The sequence below is a fragment of the Corynebacterium jamesii genome (assembly GCF_046097395.1).
Lineage (GTDB): Bacteria > Actinomycetota > Actinomycetes > Mycobacteriales > Mycobacteriaceae > Corynebacterium.
Map to the genome: position 1 here is coordinate 2367992 of NZ_CP175789.1, position 23745 is coordinate 2391736.

Annotated in this window: 27 protein-coding genes; 21 read left to right on the top strand and 6 right to left on the bottom strand. The window is 62.8% G+C overall.

Annotated features, from left to right (window positions below):
* Genes ACKFRT_RS10605 through purE form a run of 4 tightly spaced genes read left to right on the top strand, consistent with a single transcriptional unit; the run spans nucleotide 1 to nucleotide 3130 of the window.
* Nucleotides 1–873, top strand: a complete 873-nt coding sequence (locus ACKFRT_RS10605; protein ID WP_408925256.1) for a biotin--[acetyl-CoA-carboxylase] ligase — start codon at nucleotides 1–3, stop codon at nucleotides 871–873.
* Nucleotides 870–1373 carry a hypothetical protein gene (locus ACKFRT_RS10610; protein WP_408925257.1) on the top strand — a complete coding sequence of 168 codons (504 nt, stop codon included), beginning with the start codon at nucleotides 870–872 and terminating at the stop codon, nucleotides 1371–1373. Before ACKFRT_RS10605 ends, ACKFRT_RS10610 begins: the two co-directional genes overlap by 4 nt.
* A 5-nt stretch (nucleotides 1374–1378) precedes the next feature.
* Complete coding sequence (locus tag ACKFRT_RS10615; RefSeq protein ID WP_408925258.1) at nucleotides 1379–2614, top strand: 5-(carboxyamino)imidazole ribonucleotide synthase; 1236 nt, start codon at nucleotides 1379–1381, stop codon at nucleotides 2612–2614.
* 3 nt (nucleotides 2615–2617) lie between these two features.
* Nucleotides 2618–3130 carry a 5-(carboxyamino)imidazole ribonucleotide mutase gene (gene purE, locus ACKFRT_RS10620; RefSeq protein WP_287861887.1) on the top strand — a complete coding sequence of 171 codons (513 nt, stop codon included), beginning with the start codon at nucleotides 2618–2620 and terminating at the stop codon, nucleotides 3128–3130.
* Between the two features lie 34 nt (nucleotides 3131–3164).
* On the opposite strand, the gene ACKFRT_RS10625 is transcribed toward purE, so the two are convergent.
* Together ACKFRT_RS10625 and ACKFRT_RS10630 are read right to left on the bottom strand one after the other, a co-directional pair.
* Complete coding sequence (locus ACKFRT_RS10625; RefSeq protein ID WP_408925259.1) at nucleotides 3165–3617, bottom strand: hypothetical protein; 453 nt, start codon at nucleotides 3615–3617, stop codon at nucleotides 3165–3167.
* Nucleotides 3618–3724: 107 nt separating this feature from the next.
* The gene (locus tag ACKFRT_RS10630) at nucleotides 3725–4168 is read right to left on the bottom strand and encodes a hypothetical protein (RefSeq protein ID WP_034992003.1); all 444 of its coding nucleotides are present in this window, start codon (nucleotides 4166–4168) and stop codon (nucleotides 3725–3727) included.
* A gap of 179 nt (nucleotides 4169–4347) precedes the next feature.
* Between ACKFRT_RS10630 and ACKFRT_RS10635 the strand changes: the two genes are divergently transcribed.
* The 7 genes from ACKFRT_RS10635 to ACKFRT_RS10665 all read left to right on the top strand — a co-directional run bounded on the left by ACKFRT_RS10635 (nucleotide 4348) and on the right by ACKFRT_RS10665 (nucleotide 11010).
* On the top strand, nucleotides 4348–5547 hold the full coding sequence (locus tag ACKFRT_RS10635) for a sensor histidine kinase (RefSeq protein ID WP_408925260.1): 1200 nt from the start codon (nucleotides 4348–4350) through the stop codon (nucleotides 5545–5547).
* Nucleotides 5548–6231 (top strand): response regulator, encoded by a 684-nt coding sequence (locus ACKFRT_RS10640; RefSeq protein ID WP_408925261.1) that lies wholly within the window; start codon nucleotides 5548–5550, stop codon nucleotides 6229–6231.
* A 170-nt stretch (nucleotides 6232–6401) separates the two neighbouring features.
* Nucleotides 6402–7562 (top strand): DUF222 domain-containing protein, encoded by a 1161-nt coding sequence (locus ACKFRT_RS10645; protein ID WP_408925262.1) that lies wholly within the window; start codon nucleotides 6402–6404, stop codon nucleotides 7560–7562.
* Nucleotides 7563–7621: 59 nt separating this feature from the next.
* Nucleotides 7622–8557: an ABC transporter ATP-binding protein gene (locus ACKFRT_RS10650; protein ID WP_408925263.1), complete on the top strand. Its 936-nt coding sequence runs from the start codon at nucleotides 7622–7624 to the stop codon at nucleotides 8555–8557.
* Between the two features lie 26 nt (nucleotides 8558–8583).
* Nucleotides 8584–9324 (top strand): ABC transporter permease, encoded by a 741-nt coding sequence (locus ACKFRT_RS10655; protein ID WP_408925264.1) that lies wholly within the window; start codon nucleotides 8584–8586, stop codon nucleotides 9322–9324.
* Between the two features lie 19 nt (nucleotides 9325–9343).
* Nucleotides 9344–10276 (top strand): ATP-binding cassette domain-containing protein, encoded by a 933-nt coding sequence (locus ACKFRT_RS10660; RefSeq protein ID WP_408925265.1) that lies wholly within the window; start codon nucleotides 9344–9346, stop codon nucleotides 10274–10276.
* Nucleotides 10276–11010 (top strand): ABC transporter permease, encoded by a 735-nt coding sequence (locus ACKFRT_RS10665; RefSeq protein WP_408925266.1) that lies wholly within the window; start codon nucleotides 10276–10278, stop codon nucleotides 11008–11010. Before ACKFRT_RS10660 ends, ACKFRT_RS10665 begins: the two co-directional genes overlap by 1 nt.
* On the opposite strand, the gene ACKFRT_RS10670 is transcribed toward ACKFRT_RS10665, so the two are convergent.
* Both ACKFRT_RS10670 and ACKFRT_RS10675 read right to left on the bottom strand, forming a co-directional pair.
* Complete coding sequence (locus ACKFRT_RS10670; RefSeq protein WP_408925267.1) at nucleotides 11003–11584, bottom strand: TIGR03089 family protein; 582 nt, start codon at nucleotides 11582–11584, stop codon at nucleotides 11003–11005. The two genes, ACKFRT_RS10665 and ACKFRT_RS10670, sit on opposite strands and share 8 nt — an antisense overlap.
* Nucleotides 11584–13242, bottom strand: coding sequence for an LCP family protein (locus tag ACKFRT_RS10675; RefSeq protein WP_408925268.1), 1659 nt, complete (start codon nucleotides 13240–13242; stop codon nucleotides 11584–11586). The genes ACKFRT_RS10670 and ACKFRT_RS10675 overlap by 1 nt, the downstream gene beginning before the upstream one ends.
* 47 nt (nucleotides 13243–13289) lie before the next feature.
* On the opposite strand from ACKFRT_RS10675, the gene ACKFRT_RS10680 reads away from it, so the two are divergent.
* The 4 genes from ACKFRT_RS10680 (at nucleotide 13290) to ACKFRT_RS10695 (ending at nucleotide 16832) form a co-directional block, all read left to right on the top strand.
* Nucleotides 13290–14114: an SDR family oxidoreductase gene (locus ACKFRT_RS10680; protein ID WP_408925269.1), complete on the top strand. Its 825-nt coding sequence runs from the start codon at nucleotides 13290–13292 to the stop codon at nucleotides 14112–14114.
* Between the two features lie 11 nt (nucleotides 14115–14125).
* On the top strand, nucleotides 14126–14995 hold the full coding sequence (locus ACKFRT_RS10685) for a glycosyltransferase family 2 protein (RefSeq protein WP_408925270.1): 870 nt from the start codon (nucleotides 14126–14128) through the stop codon (nucleotides 14993–14995).
* Between the two features lie 74 nt (nucleotides 14996–15069).
* Nucleotides 15070–16152: a sugar phosphate nucleotidyltransferase gene (locus tag ACKFRT_RS10690; protein WP_408925271.1), complete on the top strand. Its 1083-nt coding sequence runs from the start codon at nucleotides 15070–15072 to the stop codon at nucleotides 16150–16152.
* Between the two features lie 314 nt (nucleotides 16153–16466).
* Nucleotides 16467–16832: a WhiB family transcriptional regulator gene (locus tag ACKFRT_RS10695; RefSeq protein ID WP_034971252.1), complete on the top strand. Its 366-nt coding sequence runs from the start codon at nucleotides 16467–16469 to the stop codon at nucleotides 16830–16832.
* Here the strand turns inward: ACKFRT_RS10695 and ACKFRT_RS10700 are convergent.
* Nucleotides 16829–17284: a metallopeptidase family protein gene (locus ACKFRT_RS10700; RefSeq protein WP_408925272.1), complete on the bottom strand. Its 456-nt coding sequence runs from the start codon at nucleotides 17282–17284 to the stop codon at nucleotides 16829–16831. The two genes, ACKFRT_RS10695 and ACKFRT_RS10700, sit on opposite strands and share 4 nt — an antisense overlap.
* Before the next feature lie 76 nt (nucleotides 17285–17360).
* Here ACKFRT_RS10700 and ACKFRT_RS10705 point away from each other — a divergent pair, with 76 nt between their 5' ends.
* Genes ACKFRT_RS10705 through manA form a run of 3 tightly spaced genes read left to right on the top strand, consistent with a single transcriptional unit; the run spans nucleotide 17361 to nucleotide 20264 of the window.
* Nucleotides 17361–17777 (top strand): DUF3499 domain-containing protein, encoded by a 417-nt coding sequence (locus tag ACKFRT_RS10705; protein WP_408925273.1) that lies wholly within the window; start codon nucleotides 17361–17363, stop codon nucleotides 17775–17777.
* Nucleotides 17778–17792: 15 nt separating this feature from the next.
* On the top strand, nucleotides 17793–19169 hold the full coding sequence (locus ACKFRT_RS10710) for a phosphomannomutase/phosphoglucomutase (protein ID WP_408925274.1): 1377 nt from the start codon (nucleotides 17793–17795) through the stop codon (nucleotides 19167–19169).
* Nucleotides 19170–19181: 12 nt separating this feature from the next.
* On the top strand, nucleotides 19182–20264 hold the full coding sequence (manA, locus tag ACKFRT_RS10715) for a mannose-6-phosphate isomerase, class I (protein WP_408925275.1): 1083 nt from the start codon (nucleotides 19182–19184) through the stop codon (nucleotides 20262–20264).
* Here manA and ACKFRT_RS10720 read toward each other — a convergent pair.
* Nucleotides 20242–21030 (bottom strand): hypothetical protein, encoded by a 789-nt coding sequence (locus ACKFRT_RS10720; protein ID WP_408925276.1) that lies wholly within the window; start codon nucleotides 21028–21030, stop codon nucleotides 20242–20244. The two genes, manA and ACKFRT_RS10720, sit on opposite strands and share 23 nt — an antisense overlap.
* A 168-nt stretch (nucleotides 21031–21198) precedes the next feature.
* On the opposite strand from ACKFRT_RS10720, the gene ACKFRT_RS10725 reads away from it, so the two are divergent.
* The 3 genes from ACKFRT_RS10725 (at nucleotide 21199) to ACKFRT_RS10735 (ending at nucleotide 23745) form a co-directional block, all read left to right on the top strand.
* Nucleotides 21199–21588, top strand: a complete 390-nt coding sequence (locus ACKFRT_RS10725; RefSeq protein WP_408926105.1) for a DUF4259 domain-containing protein — start codon at nucleotides 21199–21201, stop codon at nucleotides 21586–21588.
* A 64-nt stretch (nucleotides 21589–21652) separates the two neighbouring features.
* Entirely contained in the window at nucleotides 21653–23092 is a 1440-nt protein-coding gene (gene ahcY / locus ACKFRT_RS10730; RefSeq protein WP_408925277.1) for an adenosylhomocysteinase, read from the top strand.
* Nucleotides 23093–23094: 2 nt separating this feature from the next.
* Entirely contained in the window at nucleotides 23095–23745 is a 651-nt protein-coding gene (locus ACKFRT_RS10735; protein WP_408925278.1) for a dTMP kinase, read from the top strand.

Consider the following 23745-nt stretch of genomic DNA (forward strand, 5'->3'; position numbering starts at 1 on the left):
ATGCATGTGAACAGAAAGGACGGTGCAGCCATGCGCGCCTCGCTGGACCCTCGCAACCTGGCCGAGCGCCTGGCCCCACTGGGCTATCGGCATGTCGAAATAGTCGAATCCACCGGCTCCACCAGCACCGATCTGGCCGACCGCGTGCGCCGCGGCGAGGACTTGCCCGACATGTCCCTCTTGATGGCCGAAGAACAGACTGCCGGGCGCGGCCGTAAGGGGCGTACCTTCGAAGCCCCGGCCCGCAGCCAGCTGATCTGCTCCGTACTGCTGCGGCTGCCGGACGTGCCGGTCGACCGAATTAGCCTGCTGCCGCTGTTGACCGGCCTGTCGATCGTGGAGGGCGTGCGCGCATCCGCCGACATTCCCATCCAGCTGAAGTGGCCGAACGACTGCGTGCTGGACGGACGCAAACTGGTAGGCATCCTGGTGGAAGCCGTGCACCTGGACCCGCACCCCGCCATCATCCTAGGCTTCGGCATCAACTACGACCTGCAGACCGACGAGCTGCCCGTCGCTCACGCCAGCTCCATCGACCTAGAATGCGCCCGCCTGGGGCAACCCTGCCCGAAGCGCGAAGACGTCGCGGTGGCCGTGTTCGCTGAGTTGGCGGCGAATCTGGAGAGGTGGCGTCGATTAGGAGGGGCAGCACAAACCGTCCTGCCGCGATACCGCCAGCTATCCGCAACCATCGGTACCTCCGTGCGCGCCTTTCTACCCGGCGACGAAGTAGTGGAGGGGACGGCCACTGACATCGACGACGACGGCGAGCTCCTTGTGCGTACTGCCGACGGCACCCGTGTGATCCGCGCCGGGGAGATCGTGCATCTGCGCGCTGACGGCACGGGCGACTACGGAGGGCGCTACGCATGAGCAAGATCACCTTCGACCCCGGCGAGCAGGTCCTTGCCGAGCTGAGCCCCGCCCGTCGTTCCATGTTCTTCCCTGTACTGCGCCTACTGCTGTGGACCGGTTTGTTCTGGATGGGCATCGGCGTTCTGGACCAGTACTTGGCCACCAATGCTTTGGACGCCCCTACCGTGGAAGCCTTCCTCTGGCTCCGCCGGGGCCTGCTGGTTGCGTGGCTGTGGGTCTGCTGGAGGCGCTGCGTGCGCCACCTGATCTTCCGCGCGCGCTCCCGCATGCTGCTGACGGACAGGCGGCTGATCACCGCCACCGGCCACCTGCGCAGCCGGATCGGGCAGATCCCGCTGGCTAATGTGGTGGACTGCCGCTCCCACCGCGGGGACGTGGCGGTGTATGTGGCAGGCGCCCGGGTGCCGCTGGTGCTGCATTCGGTTCCCTATACCCGCAAGTTCGAGAGGCTGCTGAAGAGCCAGCTTAGGCGTGTCGGCCCGGGGAACTATAGTTAGGAGCTGTGAGTGAAAACAACGGGAAGAACACAGCCGATTGGTCGCTAGCCCGCGAGGCAGCGCACGCGCCGGGCGCACCGCTGGTGACGATCATCGGTGACGGGCAGCTGGCGCGAATGACACAACAGGCGGCGATCGAGCTGGGCCTTAGCTGCCGCGTGCTGGCCGGGGCGCCGGATTCCTCGGCCGCGCAGGTGACCGCCGACGTGGTGCTGGGGGACTACGCGCTGGAGGAGCACGTCCGCGAGGTCTCCCGCGACTCCGACGCGGTGACCTTCGACCACGAGCACGTACCGAACCGCTTCCTGGATGCCCTTATCGACGAGGGCGTGAATGTGCAGCCGCAGCCGTCTGCGCTGATCCACGCGCAGGACAAGCTGGTGATGCGCAAGAAGTTGCGAGAGCTGGGTGCTCCGGTGCCGGCCTTCGCCGCGATCGAGTCCGCCGACGATATCGCCGGGTTCTTTGACGCCGTGGGCGGCCAGGTCTGTCTAAAGGCGCGCCGTGGTGGCTACGACGGCAAGGGCGTATGGTTCCCCGCCTCGGTGGAGGAAGCCCGCGAGCTGGTGGAGAAGCTGCTGGAGAAGGATATTCCGCTGATGGCGGAGAAGAAGGTCGCGCTGGTCCGTGAGCTGTCCGCTATGGTGGCTCGCACTCCGTCCGGTCAGGTGCAGGCGTGGCCAGCGGTGGAATCGCTACAGGAAGATGGCATCTGTGTGGAGGCCGTGGCCCCCGCCCCGAACTCCACGCCGGAGATCCTGGCCGCCGCCGAGCAGTTGTCCCGTGACGTCGCCACGGAGTTGGGTGTCACGGGTGTGCTGGCGGTGGAGCTGTTCGAGACTACCGACGAGAACGGCCAGCCGGAGATTATCGTCAATGAGCTGGCCATGCGCCCGCACAACACCGGCCACTGGACCCAGGATGGTTGCATCACCAGCCAGTTCGAGCAGCACGTCCGCGCCGTGCTGGACCGCCCGCTGGGCTCCACGGAGCCGACCGCGTCGGTGGTAGTGATGGCAAACGTGCTGGGAGCGGCCGAGGATCCGGCGATGCCGATGCACGAGCGCATGGATGCGGTGTGGCGTCGCTTCCCGAACGCAAAGATTCACATGTACGGCAAGGATTGGCGCCCACGCCGCAAGATCGGCCACGTCAATATGCTGGGGGAGGATCCGGTGCGCACACGCGAGCAGGCACGCTTGGCCGCAAAGTTCCTGGAAACCGCCGAATGGGAGGACTAACCGATGACTGAGAATGCACGCACCCCACTGGTGGGCCTGGTGATGGGCTCCGATTCCGACTGGCCGACTGTCGAACCAGCAGCCGAGGTGCTGGCCGAGTTCGGTATTCCCTTTGAGGTCGGCGTGGTCTCCGCCCACCGCACCCCGGAGCGCATGCTTGACTATGCCCGCACTGCCCACTCCCGCGGAGTAAAGGTGATCATTGCTTGCGCCGGCGGTGCCGCCCACTTGCCGGGCATGGTCGCCGCGGCCACTCCGCTGCCAGTGATTGGCATCCCGCGCGCTCTGGGCAACCTGGATGGCCTGGATTCCCTGCTCTCCATCGTGCAGATGCCGGGCGGAGTGCCGACTGCAACCGTCTCCATCGACGGTGCGAAGAACGCTGGCCTGCTGGCTGTGCGCACCCTCGCGGTGGCGGATGCAGCGCTGATGGACAAGATGGTCGAGTACCAGGAGAACATGCGCGACGCGGTGCTGGAGAAGGATCGTGCCCTGCAGCAGAAGCTGATGGGGTGAAGCGTTCTAACTGGGTAGTGCTCGGCGGGGCTGCCTACTCATCGACTTTGTGGAGAACGGGGAAAACTCCTTGAGGCCTGTCGGTAGCAGAAAAACTATCTTGCAAAGTTCTTATAAAACCATCTTCGCAGAGGATTAAACTATCTGGTTTCGTGTCGTCTAGTTTCGCGGCCTGAACTCGGTATTTATCCCCTAAATGTGTCAGGGTTACATCATCTATATGGTCAATGCTGCCAATTTTGTGAAGTCGAGTTCCTTTCTTGACGCTTATCTCTTGAATATTTGTGGAGTAGGATGATTTATCCTTGCTTCCTTGGTAGAGGTCGACAATTCCGGGAAGAAAATCAACTTCATAGTCCCCGTCGGGCGTGGTTATTCTTAGGAAGCTGACGGTCAGAATCTGCCCTGTGTCTGGATTGGATACAACATCTCCATCATTCGGGCGACTTAATGGGTTTCCGGATGGGTCGATGATTAAATAGGCCATAATTTACCTCATCTCGCAATTTGTGTAGCCCAAGAGACCGACTCATCCCCAGTAGGTGTGAATCGTATCGTCTGGATGGCTGATTTTAAACCAGGTATCAAAGAAAATCAAGATCCTCGATCGATAAGATTCTTATCGAACTCGGTAGAAGTATTCCTTGGGGGGATTAATGGCTCAAGAATCTCATTTAGGATTGCGCAAACAAGGGCGGCAATTAGGCAGGCATAGAAAGGCGTAAGGATAATGTAAAAAACAGCAGCCAAGAGAAAGGTGCCACCAATTGTGGACGCCCAGTACTCTGACGGGCAGATTCCGAGCATAATGAAAGCTCTAGCAACAATCGCAACTGAGATGTCCAATATCGGCGACAGGATGAGGACGGTTAAGCTCCACAGTGGCACAGCCCAAACGCCGCCGACGCTGAATCGCCAGTGCGCGTTTGGGATGATCCACTGCGTTGCAATCACAGTCAATACTATCGGGAGACATATGGCCGCAAGGGTGAGGGTTAATGCAATGAGTGAGCCAAGTTCGCCGATTTGCTTCTTCATCAGTTTTAGAAGCCTAACATGATCTCCAGCCAATCTGCCATGTCTCGGGCTAGGTCTGGCGACATCCTCTGGTTGATCATATAGCGTTCGAACGCCATTTGTTGTCGAGCAGAAGTTGTTTCGTCAATGGCCTGCTTGTTTACGGCGATAGGGTGCGACTGTAACTAGACTCTTCATACATGTCTTATGAAGCAGTTCCTCGCCCGGTGTGGTGGCGGGATGCCTCCTGGTGGGTGTTCGTATCCATCGCGGGCTTCCTATACTTCTTCCTCGGTGCCGGCGCGACATTCGGCAGCGGGATCGTTAGCGCCACCTGGCAGGTCGTGCTTGCAGTCGTTGGGCTGATCACCAGCTTCATCGGCCTGCTTCTGCAGAGGTTTCGGCCCGAGCCGGGCGTGGCAGTCGTGGCGCTCGGCATGTTTTTTTTCGCTGCGTCTGCGATGCTGGTCTGGCCTCTCGGCTACCTGGTCGTGGCCTACGAGGCTTACTTCATCTCCGCGAAGCTGACGCTGCGCCGCAAGCTGTGGCTGACTTTGCTGCTGCTCGGCTCTTTCTTCGCGATGGTGTGGGCGACTTGCTACAACGCGGGCACCACTGGGGTCGGCGTAGACTCTCGGACCGGCGAGTTCTGGCTATTCTGGGGGCTAATTGTCCTGCTCACCGTCTTGACCGTCGCCCTGATGTGGCTGACGGGCCGCTATTCGCTGCGCCGTGACCAGGCCGTTGAGGCGTTGGCCGCCCGCGCCGAACTCGCCACCGTCAGCGAGCGCAACCGTATCGCCCGCGAACTTCACGACATCGTCGCGCATTCCCTCACTGTCGTCATCGCGCAGGCGGACGGTGGTCGTTACGCGGGTCGCAAGGATCCCGACAAGGCCATCGAAGCCCTCGACATGATCGCCGCGCGTGGTCGTTCGGCTTTGACCCAGATGCGGGAGCTGCTCTCTGTTCTTCATGAGGACGCCCCCTCGCCGCGATCTACCAGCGTCACCCCTGGGGTGGCCGGCGTTCCCGACCTGGTGGCGGATGCAAAGCGCAGTGGGGTTCAGGTGGAGCTGCACGTCACTGGTGAACCACGTCAGCTGGATGAGGTCCGCGACTTGAGTGTTTACCGCATCGTGCAGGAATCCCTGACCAACGTGCTGAAGCACGCGGGTTCTGTGCCCGCGCAAGTGAGGCTGGAGTGGGAGCCCGCCCAAGTCACCATTAGCGTGGACAATGCACCTGGCGACGAGCAGATCGAGGGATCTGGCCGAGGCTTGACGGGTATCCGCCAGCGCGTTGCCATCCACGGAGGCCAGGCCAAGTGGGGTGCTTCCGCGGTGTACCCCGGAGGGTGGAACGTGACCGCGACGGTACCTTTTGCGAAGGAGGATTAAGTGATTCGGGTGGGTTTGGCCGACGACCAGCAGTTGGTGCGTGCCGGGTTTGGGCTGGTGTTGGATTCGCAGGACGATATCACCGTCCGTTGGCAGGCCGCCGACGGGCAGGAGGCCTGCGAGTTAGCAGAGTCGCAACCGGTGGACATCATCCTCATGGATGTGCAGATGCCCCGGATGGATGGCATCGAGGCCACCCGTCAGGTGGTCGCCGGCGGAACGGACGCGCGCGTGATTGTGCTGACCACCTTCGACAACGACAATTATGTCCTCGGTGCGGTCGAGGCCGGGGCCAGCGGTTTCCTCCTCAAGGACACCGACCCCGAGGATCTCATCTCCGCCGTCCGCACCGTTGGTGAGTCCGCGGCCGTCATCAGTCCGAAGGCCACCGCACGCCTGCTGCGCAACATCCGCATGGCGCAAACTCCGCGGCGCCGTGAGCCGGTGGAACTCGACCTTCCCGATCCTCTGACCCCGCGCGAGCTGGAGATTCTGAAGCTTATTGCGCTGGGCTTCAGCAACCAGGAGATCGCCGACAAGCTTTTCATTTCGCTGCCCACCGTCAAGACGCACGTTGGCCGGGTGCTCACGAAGACGCAGTCGCGCGATCGCGTCCATGCGGTGCTGTTTGCCTTCAAGCATCACCTGGTGGACTCTGACGATATACTAGATCAAACGTTCTAAAACCTCTACTGTAGGTTTAGGGGAATTTCCCCTGTTCGGGCTGGTGGCGTCAATAAAAAAGAAAAAGCTTCAGCTAGGGTATTGACGTGATTTGGTTGTGTGTTCTATTCTCTAATTAGGAAGTTTGGCGGGGAGCACCACAGCCCCGTCGTCGAATTAGGGGAAATACCATGGCTACCTCACCACCATCATTTCGAATAGCCACGTCGCAGGATCCGCTGACGGTTGCTGCGCGGCAGCTCAATCGGCAACAGTTCCAACTGATCATGGCATGCGCCCCGGACGGGGAGGATTTGGTGCCGGATTTCTGCACCCGCCTCGCCGTGCGCTTGGGTGTGTCCGCCGGTGTAGCGGAGGCGTGGGCAGAGGCCGCCTTCGTGCTGCGCGACTACCCGCGTCTCGCCGAGCTATTTGGCGAGGGCTGCTTTACCGCCCGGCACGTGCTACGGGTGGCGCAGGATCTGCTGCCGGTGGCGCCGGATGATCGCTCGTCCGTCGAGGAAAAGGTTCTTTGCGAATTGACGCCCTCGCGTCCCGACCAGCACGTATTCTCCCCGAGGACGATTCACAACCGCATCTCTAAGATTTTGCGGGAGGTGGATCGCGACGTCGTACCTAGGGATGAGGCCACGGCTACCGAGCAGAGTTTTAATGTGGACTGCCGCGACCCGGAGTACACCACGTTCACCTTGCGAGTTCCACGCATGGAGGGCATCGAGATCGACAAGATTGTGCGTGCCACTGCGGCTAAGTACGAATGCTCACAGCCCGAAGCGATGATGCGGCTGATCGCCGGCAAGGCCGAGGTTTCGGTTACCTTGAACCTGTACCACGACCCGGCCAACGACGGTGCGGTGCTGGGGGAGGATCACTGGCTGAACCGCTCCGCCTCCCAGACCTGGCTGCAGCGGGTGACGCACCTGTCCGCGCCGGGTTATGCGAAGTGTGAGGGGTACGTACCGACGGAGAGCATCAAGGCCGCGGTCGCGGGCCGCGACCTGCACTGTCGCTTCCCTGGGTGCGAGGTTCCCGCCTACAAGTGCCAATACGACCACGTAAGGCGATACGGCAGCGGACCGACGTCCACGGCGAACCTGCACCTACTCTGCTCGAAGCACCACAACCTCAAAACCGCTGGCAGTTGGGATGTCGCCCTGCACCCCGACGGGCACGAGGTGTGGACCTCCCACGGTGACGGGCACAGCGTGATCACCGAGGCGGAGGGGCCACTGGGGCGGGAGACCTTTGCTCAGCGCAACGTCCGCAAGACCAAGGCGCTGGCCGAGTACCACCGGGCAATAGAGGAAAGGGGAGGCGGACCATCGTACTGAGGTATGACACCTAAGATCAGCCCACCGTCCGATGTGGAAGCCCCACCTCGGGCGGCAGCATGGGAACCATGATCATCGTGGAAAACCTCAGCAAGAGGTACGGCAAGAAAACAGTAGTCAACGACCTTTCATTCACCGTCCCGGACGGGCAGGTGACCGGCTTCCTCGGGCCCAACGGCGCGGGCAAGTCCACCACCATGCGCTGCATGCTCGGACTAGATAGGCCGAGCGCCGGCAAGGTGGCCTTCAGCGGCAAGGGGTACGCCGGAGATTTCGCGAGCCTGGACAACAAGTCCAGCGTCGCCGGCGCAGTCCTCGACGCAGGCTGGTTCACGCCTGCCCGCAGCGGCCGCAACCACCTGCGCGTTATCGCGAAGGGCGCCGGCATCTCGGACAAGCGTGTCGATGAATGCCTCGACATGGTGGGGCTCACCAGCGCGGGCAAGAAGAAGGTCGGCGGCTACTCGCTGGGCATGAAGCAGCGCCTCGGGCTGGCCGCAGCCCTCCTCGGCGACCCGCAGCACCTGATCCTCGACGAGCCGGTTAACGGCCTCGACCCAGAGGGTGTGTCCTGGATGCGTCGCATTATCCGCCAGCTCGCGGACGACGGCCGCGGCATACTGGTCAGCTCCCACCTGCTCAGTGAAATGCAGCAAACCGCCGACCGTCTTGTGCTTATCGGACAAGGCAGGCTCATTGGCGAGCAATCCCTGCAGGATTTCCTCGCGGGCGGCGCCCACGTAGAGGTCGAGTGTAAGCAAGCGGTCCTGCTGGCAGACAGCCTGCGCAGCCGCGGCTTCCAGGTGGATCTGGAACGAGATCGGACGCTGCGTGTGGGCGTCGACAACATGCCAGAGCACGAGGTACGCGCGGCAATCGCGGCAACGGCGCTGGAGGAAAGGTTCGCGGTGACCAAGCTCGCGACGACAGCAGACAACTTGGAACAGCGCTTCCTCGCCGCCACGGCGGGGCAGCAGGAATACCGCAGCCACTAGGTCCAACAACAGAAAAGAGAACCACAATGTTTAAGGCAATTTCCTCCGAGGTCACGAAGCTGCTGAGCCTTCGCAGCACCTGGATCTACGTAATCTTGTTCACGGGCTCGCTCTACGGCCCAGTTACGCTCTACCTGCTTTTTAGCGACGCCGAAGGTCTCTACTTAAACTGGCCCGACCTGCTCATCGGCGGGATGATCTTCCTGATGATCTCCATAATTTTCGGTGCCTCGACGACCGGCGGCGACATTAGCAACCGCATGACGGCCCACGCGTTTCTCACTCAGAAGGGCAGGAGCGCCTGGCTACTGGCCCGCGCACTGGTGGCAGCCGTGTTCGTAGAGCTGAACTACATACTCGGCCTGGCGCTCAGTTGGGTAGTGGTTACTGTCTTCCCGGCCGGGCACTTCACCGGAGAAGATCAGTTACTGATGTGGGGCTACGCCGTCGCCGCTCCGGCATTCGCTGTGATGGCCGTCGGCATCGCCGCACTGCTGCGCAATCGAGTGGGTGCCATCGCGCTGCCGCTGGTGTGGATGCTGGTGGTCGAGGGGCTGCTGTACGCGGGCAGCGAGAAAATCTCCTTCCTCAAGACGCTGTACCACCTGTCCCCGGGCAGCCGCGTGCAAGATATGCAGGCGTGGATTTACACCCCGGACCACTCCGACATGGTCAGCCCCGGCTTCGGCTTCGCGGTGATGATCGCCTGGATGGTCGTCCTGCTGGCGCTGGGTTTGTACAGCAACAAGGTGCGCGACGTGAAATAGGATTTGATAGCCTGTCGGCATGATCGCAGTCAAAGAATTAACTAAAAAGTATGGGTCCACGGAGGTTCTCCATGGGCTCACTTTTTCTGTCCCAGATGGCCAGGTCACAGGTTTTCTGGGGCCGAATGGTTCCGGAAAGTCCTCCACGATGCGCTGCATTCTGGGGCTGGATACGATTGGCAGGGGAGAGGTCACTTTCGACGGCCAACCTCTGCATGCCTACCGTGCGCAGCGTCCTCACATCGCTGGCGCTCTTCTCGAACCCACCTGGTACATGCCGGGTCATTCCGCCCGGACGCACATCCGCTCCATTGCTCAGGCGGCGGGGATCTCGCAGTCCCGCGCCGACGAGTGCTTGGAGCAAGTCGGCCTGACAGGGGTGCAGAAGCGCAAGATCAAGAAGTTCTCCCTCGGTATGAAACAGCGCCTCGGCCTGGCCGTGGCTCTGCTGGGCGACCCGAAGCACCTCATCCTCGACGAACCGGTCAATGGACTCGACCCCGAGGGCGTGCACTGGATGCGCGAACTCATTCGTCGCAGCGCGTCCGAGGGGCGCGCCGTGCTGGTCAGCTCCCACCTCCTGCACGAAATGGAGCTCACCGCCGACCGCTTGGTCGTCATCGGCAAGGGCTCCCTCATCGGCGAATACACAATGGACGAGTTCCTCCGTTCGGGCACCCAGCCCACCATCCGGATGCGCGTTGCCGATCCCGATTCTTTTGTGGACGCCACCTCGCGCCTGGAGGGCATCAACCTCACCCGGCAAACCGACGGCTCCCTGGTGTTCGCCTCCGAAGCTCCCGACCTGGATAGGCTCCTCGGCGAACTGGCACGCGATACCGGTGCTGTGGTTCTGGAGATGGCACCCCAGCGCGCCGGCTTGGAGCAGAAGTTCCTGGACGCGACCGGGCAGGCAGTGGAGTACAAGACCCAGGGGAGGGAAGGCCAATAATGTTTGGAATTATCCGCAGCGAATGGACGCGCTCGCGCGCGATGTGGGGCACCTGGATCATGTTGGGCTTCGTCCTGCTGTTCTACGTGGGCGCCAACGTCTTGACCCTGAGCTACTACAGATCCGAGTACGGGGCCAACGAGCCCGAGGTGAACTTGGCGGAGCTGGGCGTGGGCCTGCTACCGGCCTACCTGATGATCCTGTCGCTATCGGCCGTGAGGGTCAGCGGCACCCGCGGGCACAACCTGCACGCGCAGTCCTTCTTGGTGATCCCCGCCCGCTGGCAGCAGCTGTTCGCGCAGATGTTCGTCAATGCCGCCCTGGCGGTGGTGACCATGGTTGTGGCGGTGGGCGTATCGCTGGCGATGGTGGCCACCCTGCCGCAGAAGATGAACACCGAGCAGCTGCCGCTGCTGGGCTACACGATCCTTTTCGCCGGTTTGGTTAGCCTCATGGCTTCGGCCATCGGCGTGTTGATTCCCTCCTCGGCCGGCGCGGTAGCGCTGCCGCTGGTGTGGGCCACTGCGGTGGAGCTGATCTCTCAACAGCTCAGCCAATGGATTGCCGACAACATCGCGCCCTACCTGCCATTCAACAACATCTGGATGGTGCTCGGAGGCAATGTCTCCGTAGGGGCGCACGCCACCCCGGTCAGCGTGGCGATCGTTTGCGCCTGGACCGTGGCGCTGGTGGCCTGGGCGTTCCTCGTCCACCAACGCAGGGACGTTAAATAGTCGCGTTCTCCGCCGCTGCGATCTCGGCAGTGGGCTCGGTGGCCATCACCACCGAGCCGCCGTCGCGCAGCGGCTTTAGTGTATCCAGCATCGACTGGGTATCAGTCCACGCGCGCACCAGCACCCGTGGGCCTTCTGGGGCGGGGGCTGCCGCCGGGCCGGGGTAAGCATCGGGCTGTACGCGCAGCTCAGGGGAAAAGTCGTTCACACCGAAGGGCAGCTCGCCACCGGACTCCTCCACGCCACGGCCGAAGGGGTCGTCGGAGAGTACGAAAACCTCGCCCGAGTGGGCCTCCGCCAGGGTTAAGTCGTCGGTAAAAAGCACGTCGCACGAGTCGGCGTCCACAATAGGAACATCAGTGCGCCAGCAACCCAGAACAATCATGAGCGGCTGCCACCCCGGGGCGCAGGCGATCCCGACCGAGGCCGGGGCGAGCGAATCCAGTAGGTGAGCGGCCTTCGACTGCCAGTTGTGCAGCGTCTGGGCGGACAGCTCCATGCGGCCGGCCGGGGTGTACGTAGTCAGCCGCGGGGCGGCCGGATCCTGGGCTACGAGGGGGGCAATAATATCCATTAGTTCACACACATCGGACCGTCGCCGCCGGCGTCGATCGGGTCTTTACGGTCGGTGCCCTCGCCGGAGCCCGGCGTGCCGACGGTGGTGGGCTTTTCGGTGTTGGTCGCGGAGCCGCTAGTAGTGGCGGTTTCGTCCGGGATGCCGTCACCGTCGAGGTCCTTAATGCCTTCGGTGAGCGTGCCCACGTTTGGATCGTCTGGCTTAGTCAGCGGGGCCGACTGCGCCAGGATGCCCGGGCCGGAGTAGGTGCCGGATAGGGTGACAGAGAGCTCGTGCTCGTCCAGCGAGGGATCCTCTACCACGTGCAGGCCACCCAGCTGCTTGGCTAGGGCGCGGGCGGCGGGATCATCGGCGCTTTTCGCATTGACCTGCGATTCCGACACCCCGGTCTCCGCGTAGTTGCCGACCTTGCCCGCCTTGTAGCCGTAGGCCTTCGTCAGGTCCGCAACGCGGGCGGCCAGGCCGGCCTGCTCGGAGGCGTTGAAGACGTTGACCTTGTAGTCTTTGGCCTCGTAGTCGGTGATGCTGGCCGGCTTGTCCGAGTCCTTCTTCTCTTCGCCTGGCTTGTCGCCCAGGAGCTTTTCGAAGAACTTGTGAACCTGGTCGGTATCTACCGTCACGACGGATTCGCCGTAGTCACCGGTGCCGTCGATGCTGGTCACGGGAATGGTCTGGAAGCTCACGTCGCCGCCGGCCATGTTCTGCATCTGCGTGGCCAGGCCCATGACATCCCAGCCGCTATCCAGCACCACGGAGCGCTGCACAGCGTCGTTGAGCTTGGACATGCTGCCGGGGTCCGTCAGGGTCTTGGACGACAGCACTTGGTTGGCCAAGCTGGCCATGTAGGCCTGCTGGCGGGTGATGCGATCCAGGTCGCCGCGCGGCAGTTCGTGGCGCTGGCGGACGAAGCTCAGCGCATCCTGGCCGTCGAGCGTCTGGCGGCCCTTCTTGAACTTCGCGCCGGACAGTGGCTCGTTCACCTTGTTCTTCAAACAGACGTCCACGCCGCCGACCGCGTCGGTGAGCAGCACGAAGCCCAGCAAGCCGACCTCGGCGTAGTGGTCCACGTTGATGCCGGTGAGGTCGGCCACGGAGCTGATCAGCGCCTGGCGCCCCGCCTCGGTGGATTTCTTGTCGATATCGGACTCACTGTTGTCGCTGTCTTTGGCCAGCTCCTGCGACTTCTCGAACTTCGCCGTGCCGTACACGCCGTTGAGCTTCATGTTGCCGTTGTCGCGGGTGCTGACGTACGTGTCGCGAGGCAGAGAGACCGCAGTGGCCGAGGAGCCATCGTTCGGAATACGGATCAGGATCATCGTGTCCGTGTTCGTGACGTCCTCTTCGCCCGCACGGAGCATGTCGATTTCCTTCTGCGACAGCGGGTTGCCCTGTGCGTCCGTTCGGGAATCCACGCCCACCAGCAAGATGTCGGTCGCACCGTCCGGCTGGTTGCCGAGGTTTAGGTTGTCGGCCTGAGCCAGCCCGTCGTTCAGGTTTCCGACGGTCATGTAGCCAATGCCCATGACTGCCAGCGCGAGTGCCGAGATCGCAGCCAGCACCCCGCGCGACCATCCGGAGCCGATCTGCTTGGCCTCCGGACCACTGGGAGCTGCCTGAATGCGCCGCGAATGGCGGCCTCTCTCATGCTCTGTCATTGTTCACACTTTAGCGGCAAAGATGGCGCTGGTGTAGTACTAAATTCATGAGTGTTTTGGTTTTCGGAGCTTCCGGTCAGGTCGGCCGGGCTCTGCTGCGCCTCCGCCCCGACTTTGTGCCGGTAGGGCGTGCGCACGCGGACCTCGCCCTCGCGGGTTCTGTGGACTCTTTCCTTTTGACGCCGCCGTCTCCCGTGTCGGCCATCGTCAACCTCGCCGCATTCACAGCCGTTGACGATGCCGAGAAGCCTGAGAACGCGAGCGTGGTGCATCAAGTAAACGCGGTAGCCCCGGGGAGGTTAGCCTCCTGGGCACAAGTGCACGAGGTGCCGATGTGGCACGTCTCCACCGACTACGTGTTCTCGGGGAATCTGCCGGTGGGCTACGAAAACCCGGTCGATGGCCAGCCTGGCCCGGTCAATGCCTATGGCCGCAGCAAGCTGGAAGGGGAGCGGCGCGTGCTGAACCTCGGCGGGCGCGTGGTGCGGACTGGCTGGGTCTATGACGCGACTGGGCGGAACTTCGCCACCACAATGGCACGCCTGGCTCGGACGGGCGTGAACCCCAGGGTGGTGGACGATCAGTACGGCCGCCCCACCCACGTAGACGTCTTGGCCACAGAATTGGCGGCGATGGTGGACGGGCGACAGGCCTCGGCAATTAGCCATGTGACCGGTTCTGGCCCGCTGACCACCTGGTGTGGCTTTGCCCGGGAGATCTTCGCCACAGTGGGCCACGACCCAGGCCGTGTGAAGGCAATTGCGAGCAGCGAGTATCCCACCCCGGCGTGCCGTCCGCACAACAGCGCCTTGCAGATTCCGGCGACCGGCCTGCCCGCGTGGCGGGATAGTTTGCGGGCAGCCCTGGGGTAACCTCAACGCCCATGACAGAGGCACCCATCGCGATTATCACCGTGACCTATTCACCGGGGGAGTACCTGAACAAGTTCCTGGACTCGGTGCCGACTAACGCGCGGGTCGTCATGGTGGACAACGGCTCCACGGACGGCGCTCCCGAGGCCGCTGCGGAGGCCGGCCGGGCAGAGTTGGTTTATAGCGGGGGCAACGTTGGCTACGGAGCCGGTATGAATCTCGGCGCCCGGCACCTGCGCGCGGCGCGGGAGGCTGGGGAGATCAACCCAGACTACCTGGTGATTTCTAACCCGGACGTCGTGTTCGGTGACGGCGCGATCGAGGAACTATTGGCGGCGGCGCGGCGTCATCCACGAGCAGGGTCGCTAGGCCCCCGCATCGTCGAGGCAGATGGCAGCGCTTACCCGTCTGCGCGCGCAGTACCGCAACTGGGCTCGGGCATTGGGCATGCGCTGCTGGGCAAGGTCTGGCCGTCGAACCCGTGGACGAAGCGCTACCTGGATGACGACGATATGGACACTGAGCGGACAGCGGGCTGGTTGAGTGGGTCCTGCCTGTTGCTGCGCTGGGATGCCTTCGAGGCTCTGGGCGGCTTCGACGAGCGCTACTTCATGTACATGGAGGACGTGGACCTGGGCGACCGATTGGGGCGCGCGGGCTGGCTGAATGTCTTTGTGCCCAGCGCCGAGATTCGTCACGCCAAAGGGCACGTGGCGGGTAAGCACCCGGACGTGGTGCTGAAGGCTCATCACGATAGCGCTTATCGCTTCCAGGCTGACCGTTTGCCGGGTGTGCGCTACCTGCCGGTGCGGCTGGTACTGAAGGCGGGACTCAAGATCCGCGAGAAGATTGCAATTGCGTTAGCACACGGCGTGGGGTGACCAGCAGGGCGCAAACAGTGACTAGTGTGTGAAAACCAATAGTAAGAGCAGTAAGGAATAGAAAGGCCAAAGAAGTGGTAGATCTCGCAGCCACGACCGATGCAGTGATCCTGGTCGGCGGCAAGGGCACCCGACTGCGCCCCCTGACTAACTCCATCCCGAAGCCGATGTTGCCGGTGGCGGGCGCGCCTTTCCTGGAGCACCTGCTGGCACGCATCAAGGAGGCTGGTATGACGCACGTCGTGCTGGGAACCTCCTTTAAAGCCGAGGTCTTTGAGGAGCACTTCGGTGATGGTAGCCACTTGGGTCTTGAGATCGAGTACGTGGTGGAGGAGGAACCGCTGGGCACCGGCGGCGGTATCCGCAACGTGCTGGATCATCTGCGCTACGACCGTGCGATGGTCTTCAACGGCGACGTCTTGGGCGGCACCGACCTGCAAGCCGTGCTCAACACCCACGTGGAGCAGGAGGCGGATGTTACTTTGCACCTGCTGCGCGTCTCCGATCCCCGCGCATTCGGCTGTGTGCCGACGAACGCCGATGGCCGAGTGAGCGCCTTCTTGGAAAAGACGGAGGATCCGCCGACGGACCAAATTAACGCGGGTAGCTACGTATTCAACCGTTCCGTGATAGAGAAGATCCCCGCCGGACGCCCGGTTAGCGTGGAGCGTGAGATCTTCCCCGGCCTGCTGGAGGCCGGTGCCCGCGTGTTCGGCCACGTGGACCAGGCGTACTGGCGAGACATGGGTACGCCGACGGACTTCGTGCGTGGATCCTCTGACCTGGTGCGCGGAATCGCTCCGTCGCCTTTGCTGGCTGGCCGTCACGGGGAAAGCCTGGTGGACGAGTCCAGTGCCATCGCCGGTGGTGCCTTGCTGTTGGGTGGCACGGTGATTGGCCGTGGTGTGGAAGTTGGCGGTGGCGCGCGCGTGGAGGAGTCCGTCATTTTCGACGGCGTGCACATCGAGGCGGGCGCCACCGTGGAGCGCTGCGTGGTGGCTGCGGGCGTGCGCATTGGGGCGCGGGCTCACCTGGTGGACTGTGTAATCGGCGAAGGTGCCGTTATCGGTGCCCGCTGTGAGCTGCGCGATGGCCTGCGTGTGTGGCCGGGAGTGACCCTGCCGGATGGCGGAGTGCGTTTCTCCTCGGATATTTAGGTTTTTTCGGGAATCTTCCCCTCTAAAGAAAAATTTTGGAAAATTTCACTACATCTAGTGTGTCCTGAACTAAAGGTTCAGGAAAATTTCCATATATTGTGGTTTCGAGTAGGGGGTCGCGCACACATTGTGGTCGTGCGCGGGACCATTTTCTTAGGGGGCTGGGGGAATTGGGGGCTGTGTGGCTGGTGTGACTCCAGTGACTGACGGGATTTCGCTAAAGCTTGACGCAGTGTAATTACCAGTGTGTAATCTTCAATAGAGCGACAAAGACAGGCCGGAAACCAAACACCCATCAGATGAGGAGAACCCCCGTGGACAAGTCAGTAGACACCGCCCTTCGTGGCCACTTTGCTGACGGCTCCTCGGCGGTGGAGCAGGAGGCGAACGTGGACAACGAAGCTCGCCAGAAGAACCTCTTCGACCTAACGCAGGACTTCGACCTGCTGTTCGATGCGGTGGAGCAGGATTGGCAGGAGCAGGCTCTGTGCGCCCAGACTGATCCGGAAGCTTTCTTTCCGGAGAAGGGCGGCTCCACCCGCGAGGCGAAGCGCATCTGCCAGGCTTGCGGTGTGCGCGACGAATGCCTGGAGTACGCACTGGAGCACGACGAACGCTTCGGTATCTGGGGTGGGCTCTCTGAGCGTGAACGCCGCCGCCTGAAGAAGCGGATCGGCTAGCTCATCCGAGGGTCGATCTGATCGGGAGAGACGTTCAGGTAGCAGGCCACCAGGCGGACGATAATCATCCGCAGAATGTTCTGTAGATCCAGTGCGGAAGCGGCGCGGGATTCCACCGGACGGCGGAAAATGATGATCCGCGGGCGCGTCGGCGCGCCCGCATTGTCCACGCCCGCGGCCACTAGCCGCCCCAGTGGTACCTGACCGTCGGCCACCACATCCTCCGGCCACTGCCGGTATCCTGCACTCAGACGCATGCGCGGTACGACGTCGACGGCGATGTCGAGGCTGGAAAGCTCGGCGTCAAAACGCTCCAAAATGGGCTCGAACGCATCGATGACCGCATCGTCGAAGCGCTGCGAACGGGACTTATTCCGAGGCACCTCCGGCAGCAAGATACCCCGAATGCCCCTGCCGCGGGGATCTTGCCTCATGCGCGCGTCCTGCTTCATAGGGACTCATCTTAACCGCGCCGCGGCGACATGCCACGAGGGCACGCTCGAAAGCGAGGGTAAAAGGGCTACACTAATGCGCGTGACTTTCATCCGACAATGCTCTCGCCCCGGCTGCGGCAAGCCTGCCGTAGCTACGCTGGAGTTCAACTATGCAGAGCAGCGTGCCATTGTGGGGCCGCTGAGCGTTAGCGGAAACCCTCACCGGTGGGATCTGTGTGAAAACCACGCCCGCCGTACTACTGTCCCGCAGGGCTGGACGTTGGAATTTGCCGACGAACCCGCCGAAGAGGCCGACGAAGAAGACCTCATGGCGCTGGCCGAGGCCGTACAACAAGCTGCCGAGCACGAGGCCGAGGTGGAGTCGCAGCCCGCCCCGAGGCTCTACCGGCGCTCCGAGATTCCGGAATCCACGCCGCATCACCCTTCCATGAAGAACCTGCCCAGGTCCACACCGCGCCGCCACCTGCGCGCGGTGCGCGACCAGCACTAGCGAAAGGAAACCCCCATGGCTACCCATTCCCCCACAGACGTAGCAGCGGCCATTAAGGCCTACGACGTCCGCGGAGTCGTCGGCGAGGGCGCCGGATTCTTGAACGAAGAGTTCGTGCGCGACGTGGCGGCATCCTTTGCCCGTCTGATGCGCGAAGAGGGCGCGCAGCAGATCGTTATCGGCCACGATATGCGCGACAGCTCCCCGAGCCTCGCCGCTGCCTTTGCGGACGGGGTGAATGCTCAGGGACTGAACACCGTTACCCTGGGGTTGACTAGCACTGACGAGCTGTACTACGCCAGCGGCGTGAAGCAGTGCCCGGGAGCTATGTTTACGGCTTCCCACAACCCGGCGAAGTACAACGGCATCAAGCTGTGCCGTGCCGGCGCGCGCCCGGTGGGCCAGGATTCCGGGCTGGATCGGATCTCCGCCGAGCTGGTCGCCGGTGTGCCCGCCTACGACGGTGAGCGTGGTGCCAACACCACCGAGGACGTGCTCGCGGGCTACGCCGAGTATCTGAACAACCTCGTGCCGCTCGATATCCGCCCGCTGAAGGTCGCGGTGGACGCGGGCAACGGCATGGGTGGGCTGACCGTCCCGGCCGTGCTGAAGCAGGACTCGCTGGAGATCTTCGACCTCTACTTCGAGCTCGACGGCACCTTCCCGAACCACGAGGCCAACCCGTTGGACCCGAAGAACCTGGTGGATCTGCAAAAGTTCACCGTCGACAAGGCAGCGGACCTGGGCATTGCCTTCGACGGCGACGCGGACCGCTGCTTCATCGTTGACGAAAAGGGAGAGGCCGTGTCTCCTTCCACCGTGTGCGCGATGATCGCCGAGCGCTACCTGGATGAGCAGCCGGGCGCGACGATCATTCACAACCTGATTACCTCCAAGTCGGTACGCGAGCTGGTGGAGGCCAAGGGCGGCAAGCCGGTGCGCACCCGCGTGGGCCACTCCTTCATCAAGGCTCAGATGGCAAAGGAAGGCGCAGTCTTCGGCGGAGAGCACTCCGCGCACTACTACTTCAGCGACTTCTTCAACGCGGATTCCGGCATGCTGGCCGCCCTGCACGTCCTGGCGACCCTGGGCGGGCAGGATAAGCCTCTGTCCGAGCTGAAGCGTGCCTACGAGACCTACCGCGCCTCCGGCGAGATCAACTCCGAGGTCGCCGACCAAGCCAAACGTACCGAGGCCGTGGTTGAAGCCTTTGCCGATCGTTCTGTATCCGTCGACCGACTGGACGGGGTGACCATCGAGCTGCAGGATGGCTCGTGGCTGAACGTGAGGGCGTCGAACACAGAGCCCCTGCTGCGCCTCAACGTCGAGGCGCGCGACGACGAGGGAGTGCAAGCCATCGTCGACGAAGCGCTCGCGGTAATCCGGGCTTAGGGGGGGGCACCTATGCAGCGCATTGAAGGTGCAGTGCAAAACTACGCCTGGGGTTCGCACGAATCCCTGGCGAAACTGCAAGGTCGGCCCCTGCCTACCGCGCAGCCCGAGGCCGAGCTGTGGTTTGGCGCGCACCCAGGGGCGCCGGGCGTGTTGCTGGACCTCATTGAGTCCGACCCAGAAGGGCAGTTGGGCAAGGGGCATACTCGCCTGCCGTTCTTGCTGAAGCTGCTGGCAGCCGAGCGTGCCCTCAGCATCCAGGTGCACCCCACCAAGGCACAGGCCGAGGCTGGTTTCGCCGCCGAGAATGCCGCGGGGGTTGATCGCGGCGCGTTTGAGCGCAATTACAAGGACGACAACCACAAGCCCGAGCTGCTGGTTGCCCTGGGTACGTTCGAGGCGATGGCGGGCTTCCGGCCGGCCGCACGCACAGCGGAGCTGCTGGACTGGCTGGCTCTGCCCGAGTTGGATTTCCTGCGTGGCGATCTACACGGTGCGGTCGAATGTGCCCTGAAGCTGCCGGAGAGGGAGCTTTCTGGGATTATTGACGCCCTCACGGGGCGCTGCCAGCAGCTCGCAGCCGACGCGGACGACTGGAAGGGCGAGGTTGCGGACCTGGTGCTGCGCCTGGAGGAGCAGTACCCGAACGACCGGGGAGTGTTCTTTGCGCTGCTGCTGAACCGCGTGGTCTTGGAGGAGGGCGAAGCCCTGTACCTGGATGCCGGGCAGCTGCACGCTTACGTGCGTGGCACGGGTGTGGAGATCATGGCGAACTCGGACAACGTGCTGCGCTGCGGCTTGACTTCCAAGCACATCGACGTGGACGAGCTACTGAGCGTGGTGCGTTGGGAAGAGCTCGACGACCCACGGCTGCGAGCCGACACGGACGGGGTTTACCACACCCCGGCAAAGGAATTTAGCCTCCGCCGACTGGAGGGAGAGGCAGGGGTCCCCGGCCCTGCGATCGTGCTGGCCGTTGGGGGTGTGGCACGGTGCGGCGAGCTGCATATCGATAGCGGCTCCGCCGCGTGGGTGCCCGCCGGCGAAGAGGCGCGCGTTAGCGGTCGGGCCTTTATCGCTCGTCCTGGCGAGTAGTAGTCTTTGGCCCCGCCGTGGTGTCGGTGGGTTCCGAGGGCTCAGCGGACTCAGTGGGCTCAGCGTGCTCCGAGAGCTCAGTAGACTCAGCGGGCTCGTCGGCATTGTCGGAGACGGAAGGGGCCTCCGTCGGTTTCGTGAAAATCGGGGTTTCGGTGCTCTGGTCCGTCGGCTGGCTAGGCTGTGTCGGTCGAGTCGGCTTCGTAGGATTGGATGGCTTTGTCGGAGGTGTCGTGGTCGGCGGCACGATCGGCCCGTTGTCCTGCTCGGGGCGGGTTTGGGGCTGGGGCTGGGGTTGGGGCTGGGCGGGAGCCTGTGTCTGGGTCCGAGTCGGAGCCTGCGTAGTCGCGCGCGGATCCAGACCCTCCGCGACGATTGTCCGGGATGGCTGCACGTTGGAAGTTTGGCGGCCGTTCCAGGCATTCGGCGGAAGGTAAGGATCCTGCCCCAGCGGAGCAATATTGCGGAAATTCGCCCCGTCGCCGGCCTCCGGACGGTGTGTCGAGTAAGAGGGAGCCTTTGGCTGTGACGAGGGCTCATCGGAGACCACGTCGTAATCCTGGGATGCTGCATCGGTGCTGATGGCAATCGTTGACTCGTCCGAAGAGTTCCGCTTCGGAGACGTCGCGTCCGAGCCCGCCTGCCATGTCCACACGCCGATTACCCCGGCCAGAACCAGGCCGACAATGGCGATGCCGCTGATGACGCGCGGCACCGGTGAGTGTTCCTCTTCGGTGGTGTAGAAATCTTCTTCCTCCGTGGCCATCTGGCTCACCTCCTTAGAATGGCTTGTGCTACCACAGTGCGATCACGACGAAGATCACAATTTGATTAAGGCAGAAGCGAGCCTATCAGGGATACCGTTCTTTCACCAGCGTTCCCGAGCGTGTAAACGCGCTACAGTCGGTAATTGAGCAACAGAAAGGGCAGCACGATGAGCAACTGGGACGAATTCATCTTCGCGCAGGAAGACAACGTGGACTTCCTTGACGAATTGGCAGACCTCGACGGCCCCGACCTCACTGAGGCTTTAGTGGATGCCGTAAACCTGGCCCTGCGCGACGACCAGCCCGGCTCGGTGGACCACTCCATCGGCCTCTGCGCTGCCACAGTCGCAGCCATTTGGGGCGGCGCGCCCTTTAGTACGGCCACTGTGGCCGACGAGCACCCCTTCATCCGCGCGCACATTGGAGAATGCCCGAACAGCTTGCAGGAGGTGGCGCTGCAGCTGCTGGATGGAGAGCTCGAACGCCGCGAGGGCCGCCAGGACGAGGACGCACTAGAAAACGAGGGGCTGGAAACCTTTGTCGAGGCCTTAAGCTAGCGGGCAAGCTAGTAGACTGTCGGAAGAAAATACAGCCCTGTAGTTACGAGGAGTAGCCCCACCCATGGAGTTTAAAGTCAAGGATCTCTCGCTGGCAGAGGCCGGCCGCCACCAGATCCGCCTGGCGGAATACGAGATGCCCGGGCTGATGCAGCTGCGTCGCGAATACGCGGAAGAGCAGCCCCTGCAGGGCGCCCGCATCGCCGGCTCCATCCATATGACCGTGCAGACGGCCGTGCTGATCGAGACTCTTGTCGCACTCGGAGCGGAGGTGCGCTGGGCTTCCTGCAACATCTTCTCCACCCAAGACGAGGCCGCCGCGGCCGTCGTTGTCGGTGACGGCACCCCGGAAGCTCCGGCCGGCGTGCCGGTCTTCGCTTGGAAGGGCGAGACCCTGGACGAGTACTGGTGGTGCCTGAAGCAGATCTTCACCTGGGGTGAGGGCATCGAGGCCAACATGATCTTGGACGACGGCGGCGATGCCACCATGGCAGTCATCAAGGGCATGGAGTTTGAAAACGCGGGTCTCGTACCCGAGGCTGAAGAGCAGGACGCTGACGAGTACAAGGCTTTCCTCGGGATGCTGCGCGAGGCGTTGGCGGAAGACGATAAGTTCTGGAACCGGGCGTCCCAAAACATCAAGGGCGTGACGGAGGAAACGACGACGGGCGTGCACCGCCTGTACCATTTCGCGGAACAGGGCCTCCTGCCTTTCCCGGCGATGAACGTCAACGATGCGGTGACGAAGTCCAAGTTCGATAACCGCTACGGCACTCGACACTCCTTGATCGACGGCATCAACCGCGCCACTGACATGCTGATCGGTGGCAAGTCCGTACTACTGTGTGGCTACGGCGACGTCGGCAAGGGCTGCGCCGAGGCGCTGGCGGGCCAGGGTGCAATCGTGAAGGTTACCGAGGTTGATCCGATCAACGCCCTGCAGGCGCTCATGGACGGCTTCGAGGTCGTGCAGGTCGAGGACTTTATTGGGGACGCCGACATCGTCATCACCGCGACGGGGAACCTCGGAATCATCACGTTCGAGCACATGCAGATGATGAAGAACCACGCGGTGCTGGGCAACATCGGCCACTTTGACAACGAGATCGATATGGCCAGCCTGATGCACCGCGATGACGTTAGCCGCGTGACCATCAAGCCGCAGGTCGACGAGTTTACCTTCCCTGGAGTAAACGGCGACCCGGTCTCCATCGTGGTGCTAAGCGAAGGCCGACTGCTGAACCTGGGCAACGCCACTGGCCACCCGTCGTTCGTCATGTCCAACTCCTTTGCCGACCAGACGATCGCGCAGATCGAACTGTTTACGAAGTCCGACCAGTACGGCAACGAGGTTTACCGCCTGCCGAAGATCCTGGACGAGATGGTCGCCCGCATCCACGTGGAGGCGCTCGGCGGCAAGCTGACGACCCTGACTAAGGAACAGGCGGAGTACATCGGCGTGGACGTCGCCGGTCCATTCAAGCCGGAGCACTACCGCTACTAAGCATGATCGTTAGCTTCGAAGGAGTCGATGGCGCAGGGAAGAACACCCTGGTCATGGCCGTAGAAAAGGAATTGGTGGCGCGCGAGGTGCCGGTGGCGCGTATCGCGTTCCCGCGCTACGAGGAATCTAACGCGGCGATGCTGGCACGCGAGGCGCTACACGAGAACCTGGGCGACCTGATCGATTCTGTGCACGGCATGGCTACTCTGTTTGCTCTGGACCGGGCTGAGATTGGAGTGGAGCTGGCGAGCTTCGACGCCGACGGTTATATGATTTTGATCGACCGTTACACGGCCTCCAACGTGGCGTATTCCGCTGCCCGTACGCATGGGGACGTGGCCGAGGTCGGCGAATGGATTATGCAGCTAGAGCAGGACATGCTGGGGATTCCCGCCCCCGATCTGCAGATTCTGGTGGATGTGGAGGCTCAGGTGGCCGGGCAGCGCGCGGAGTCGCGCGAGGCGCAGGACCAGACGCGGGCGCGTGATGCCTATGAGCGCGACAGGAGCCTGCAGGAACGCACCGTCCAGGCCTACCGGGCGCTGGCCGAGCAGCAGTGGCTGAGTCCGTGGGTAACAGTCGACAGTACCGGGGACGACTATGAGGGCCGCGCAGAGAAGGTCGCGGATCTGCTGGAAGAAATGAGAGGATGA

Excerpts from the sequence above, each read along its gene's own strand:
- ACKFRT_RS10610 (WP_408925257.1), top strand. The coding sequence starts at position 870 with ATGAGCAAGATCACCTTCGACCCCGGCGAGCAGGTCCTTGCCGAGCTG.
- ACKFRT_RS10670 (WP_408925267.1), bottom strand. The coding sequence starts at position 11,584 with ATGGATATTATTGCCCCCCTCGTAGCCCAGGATCCGGCCGCCCCGCGG.
- ACKFRT_RS10630 (WP_034992003.1), bottom strand. The coding sequence starts at position 4,168 with ATGAAGAAGCAAATCGGCGAACTTGGCTCACTCATTGCATTAACCCTC.
- ACKFRT_RS10680 (WP_408925269.1), top strand. The coding sequence starts at position 13,290 with ATGAGTGTTTTGGTTTTCGGAGCTTCCGGTCAGGTCGGCCGGGCTCTG.
- ahcY (WP_408925277.1), top strand. The coding sequence starts at position 21,653 with ATGGAGTTTAAAGTCAAGGATCTCTCGCTGGCAGAGGCCGGCCGCCAC.
- manA (WP_408925275.1), top strand. The coding sequence starts at position 19,182 with ATGCAGCGCATTGAAGGTGCAGTGCAAAACTACGCCTGGGGTTCGCAC.
- ACKFRT_RS10700 (WP_408925272.1), bottom strand. The coding sequence starts at position 17,284 with ATGAAGCAGGACGCGCGCATGAGGCAAGATCCCCGCGGCAGGGGCATT.
- ACKFRT_RS10675 (WP_408925268.1), bottom strand. The coding sequence starts at position 13,242 with ATGACAGAGCATGAGAGAGGCCGCCATTCGCGGCGCATTCAGGCAGCT.
- ACKFRT_RS10720 (WP_408925276.1), bottom strand. The coding sequence starts at position 21,030 with ATGGCCACGGAGGAAGAAGATTTCTACACCACCGAAGAGGAACACTCA.
- ACKFRT_RS10725 (WP_408926105.1), top strand. The coding sequence starts at position 21,199 with ATGAGCAACTGGGACGAATTCATCTTCGCGCAGGAAGACAACGTGGAC.
- ACKFRT_RS10655 (WP_408925264.1), top strand. The coding sequence starts at position 8,584 with ATGTTTAAGGCAATTTCCTCCGAGGTCACGAAGCTGCTGAGCCTTCGC.
- ACKFRT_RS10710 (WP_408925274.1), top strand. The coding sequence starts at position 17,793 with ATGGCTACCCATTCCCCCACAGACGTAGCAGCGGCCATTAAGGCCTAC.
- ACKFRT_RS10625 (WP_408925259.1), bottom strand. The coding sequence starts at position 3,617 with ATGGCCTATTTAATCATCGACCCATCCGGAAACCCATTAAGTCGCCCG.
- ACKFRT_RS10665 (WP_408925266.1), top strand. The coding sequence starts at position 10,276 with ATGTTTGGAATTATCCGCAGCGAATGGACGCGCTCGCGCGCGATGTGG.
- ACKFRT_RS10605 (WP_408925256.1), top strand. The coding sequence starts at position 1 with ATGCATGTGAACAGAAAGGACGGTGCAGCCATGCGCGCCTCGCTGGAC.
- ACKFRT_RS10735 (WP_408925278.1), top strand. The coding sequence starts at position 23,095 with ATGATCGTTAGCTTCGAAGGAGTCGATGGCGCAGGGAAGAACACCCTG.
- ACKFRT_RS10650 (WP_408925263.1), top strand. The coding sequence starts at position 7,622 with ATGGGAACCATGATCATCGTGGAAAACCTCAGCAAGAGGTACGGCAAG.
- ACKFRT_RS10635 (WP_408925260.1), top strand. The coding sequence starts at position 4,348 with ATGTCTTATGAAGCAGTTCCTCGCCCGGTGTGGTGGCGGGATGCCTCC.
- purE (WP_287861887.1), top strand. The coding sequence starts at position 2,618 with ATGACTGAGAATGCACGCACCCCACTGGTGGGCCTGGTGATGGGCTCC.
- ACKFRT_RS10660 (WP_408925265.1), top strand. The coding sequence starts at position 9,344 with ATGATCGCAGTCAAAGAATTAACTAAAAAGTATGGGTCCACGGAGGTT.
- ACKFRT_RS10685 (WP_408925270.1), top strand. The coding sequence starts at position 14,126 with ATGACAGAGGCACCCATCGCGATTATCACCGTGACCTATTCACCGGGG.
- ACKFRT_RS10705 (WP_408925273.1), top strand. The coding sequence starts at position 17,361 with ATGCGCGTGACTTTCATCCGACAATGCTCTCGCCCCGGCTGCGGCAAG.
- ACKFRT_RS10645 (WP_408925262.1), top strand. The coding sequence starts at position 6,402 with ATGGCTACCTCACCACCATCATTTCGAATAGCCACGTCGCAGGATCCG.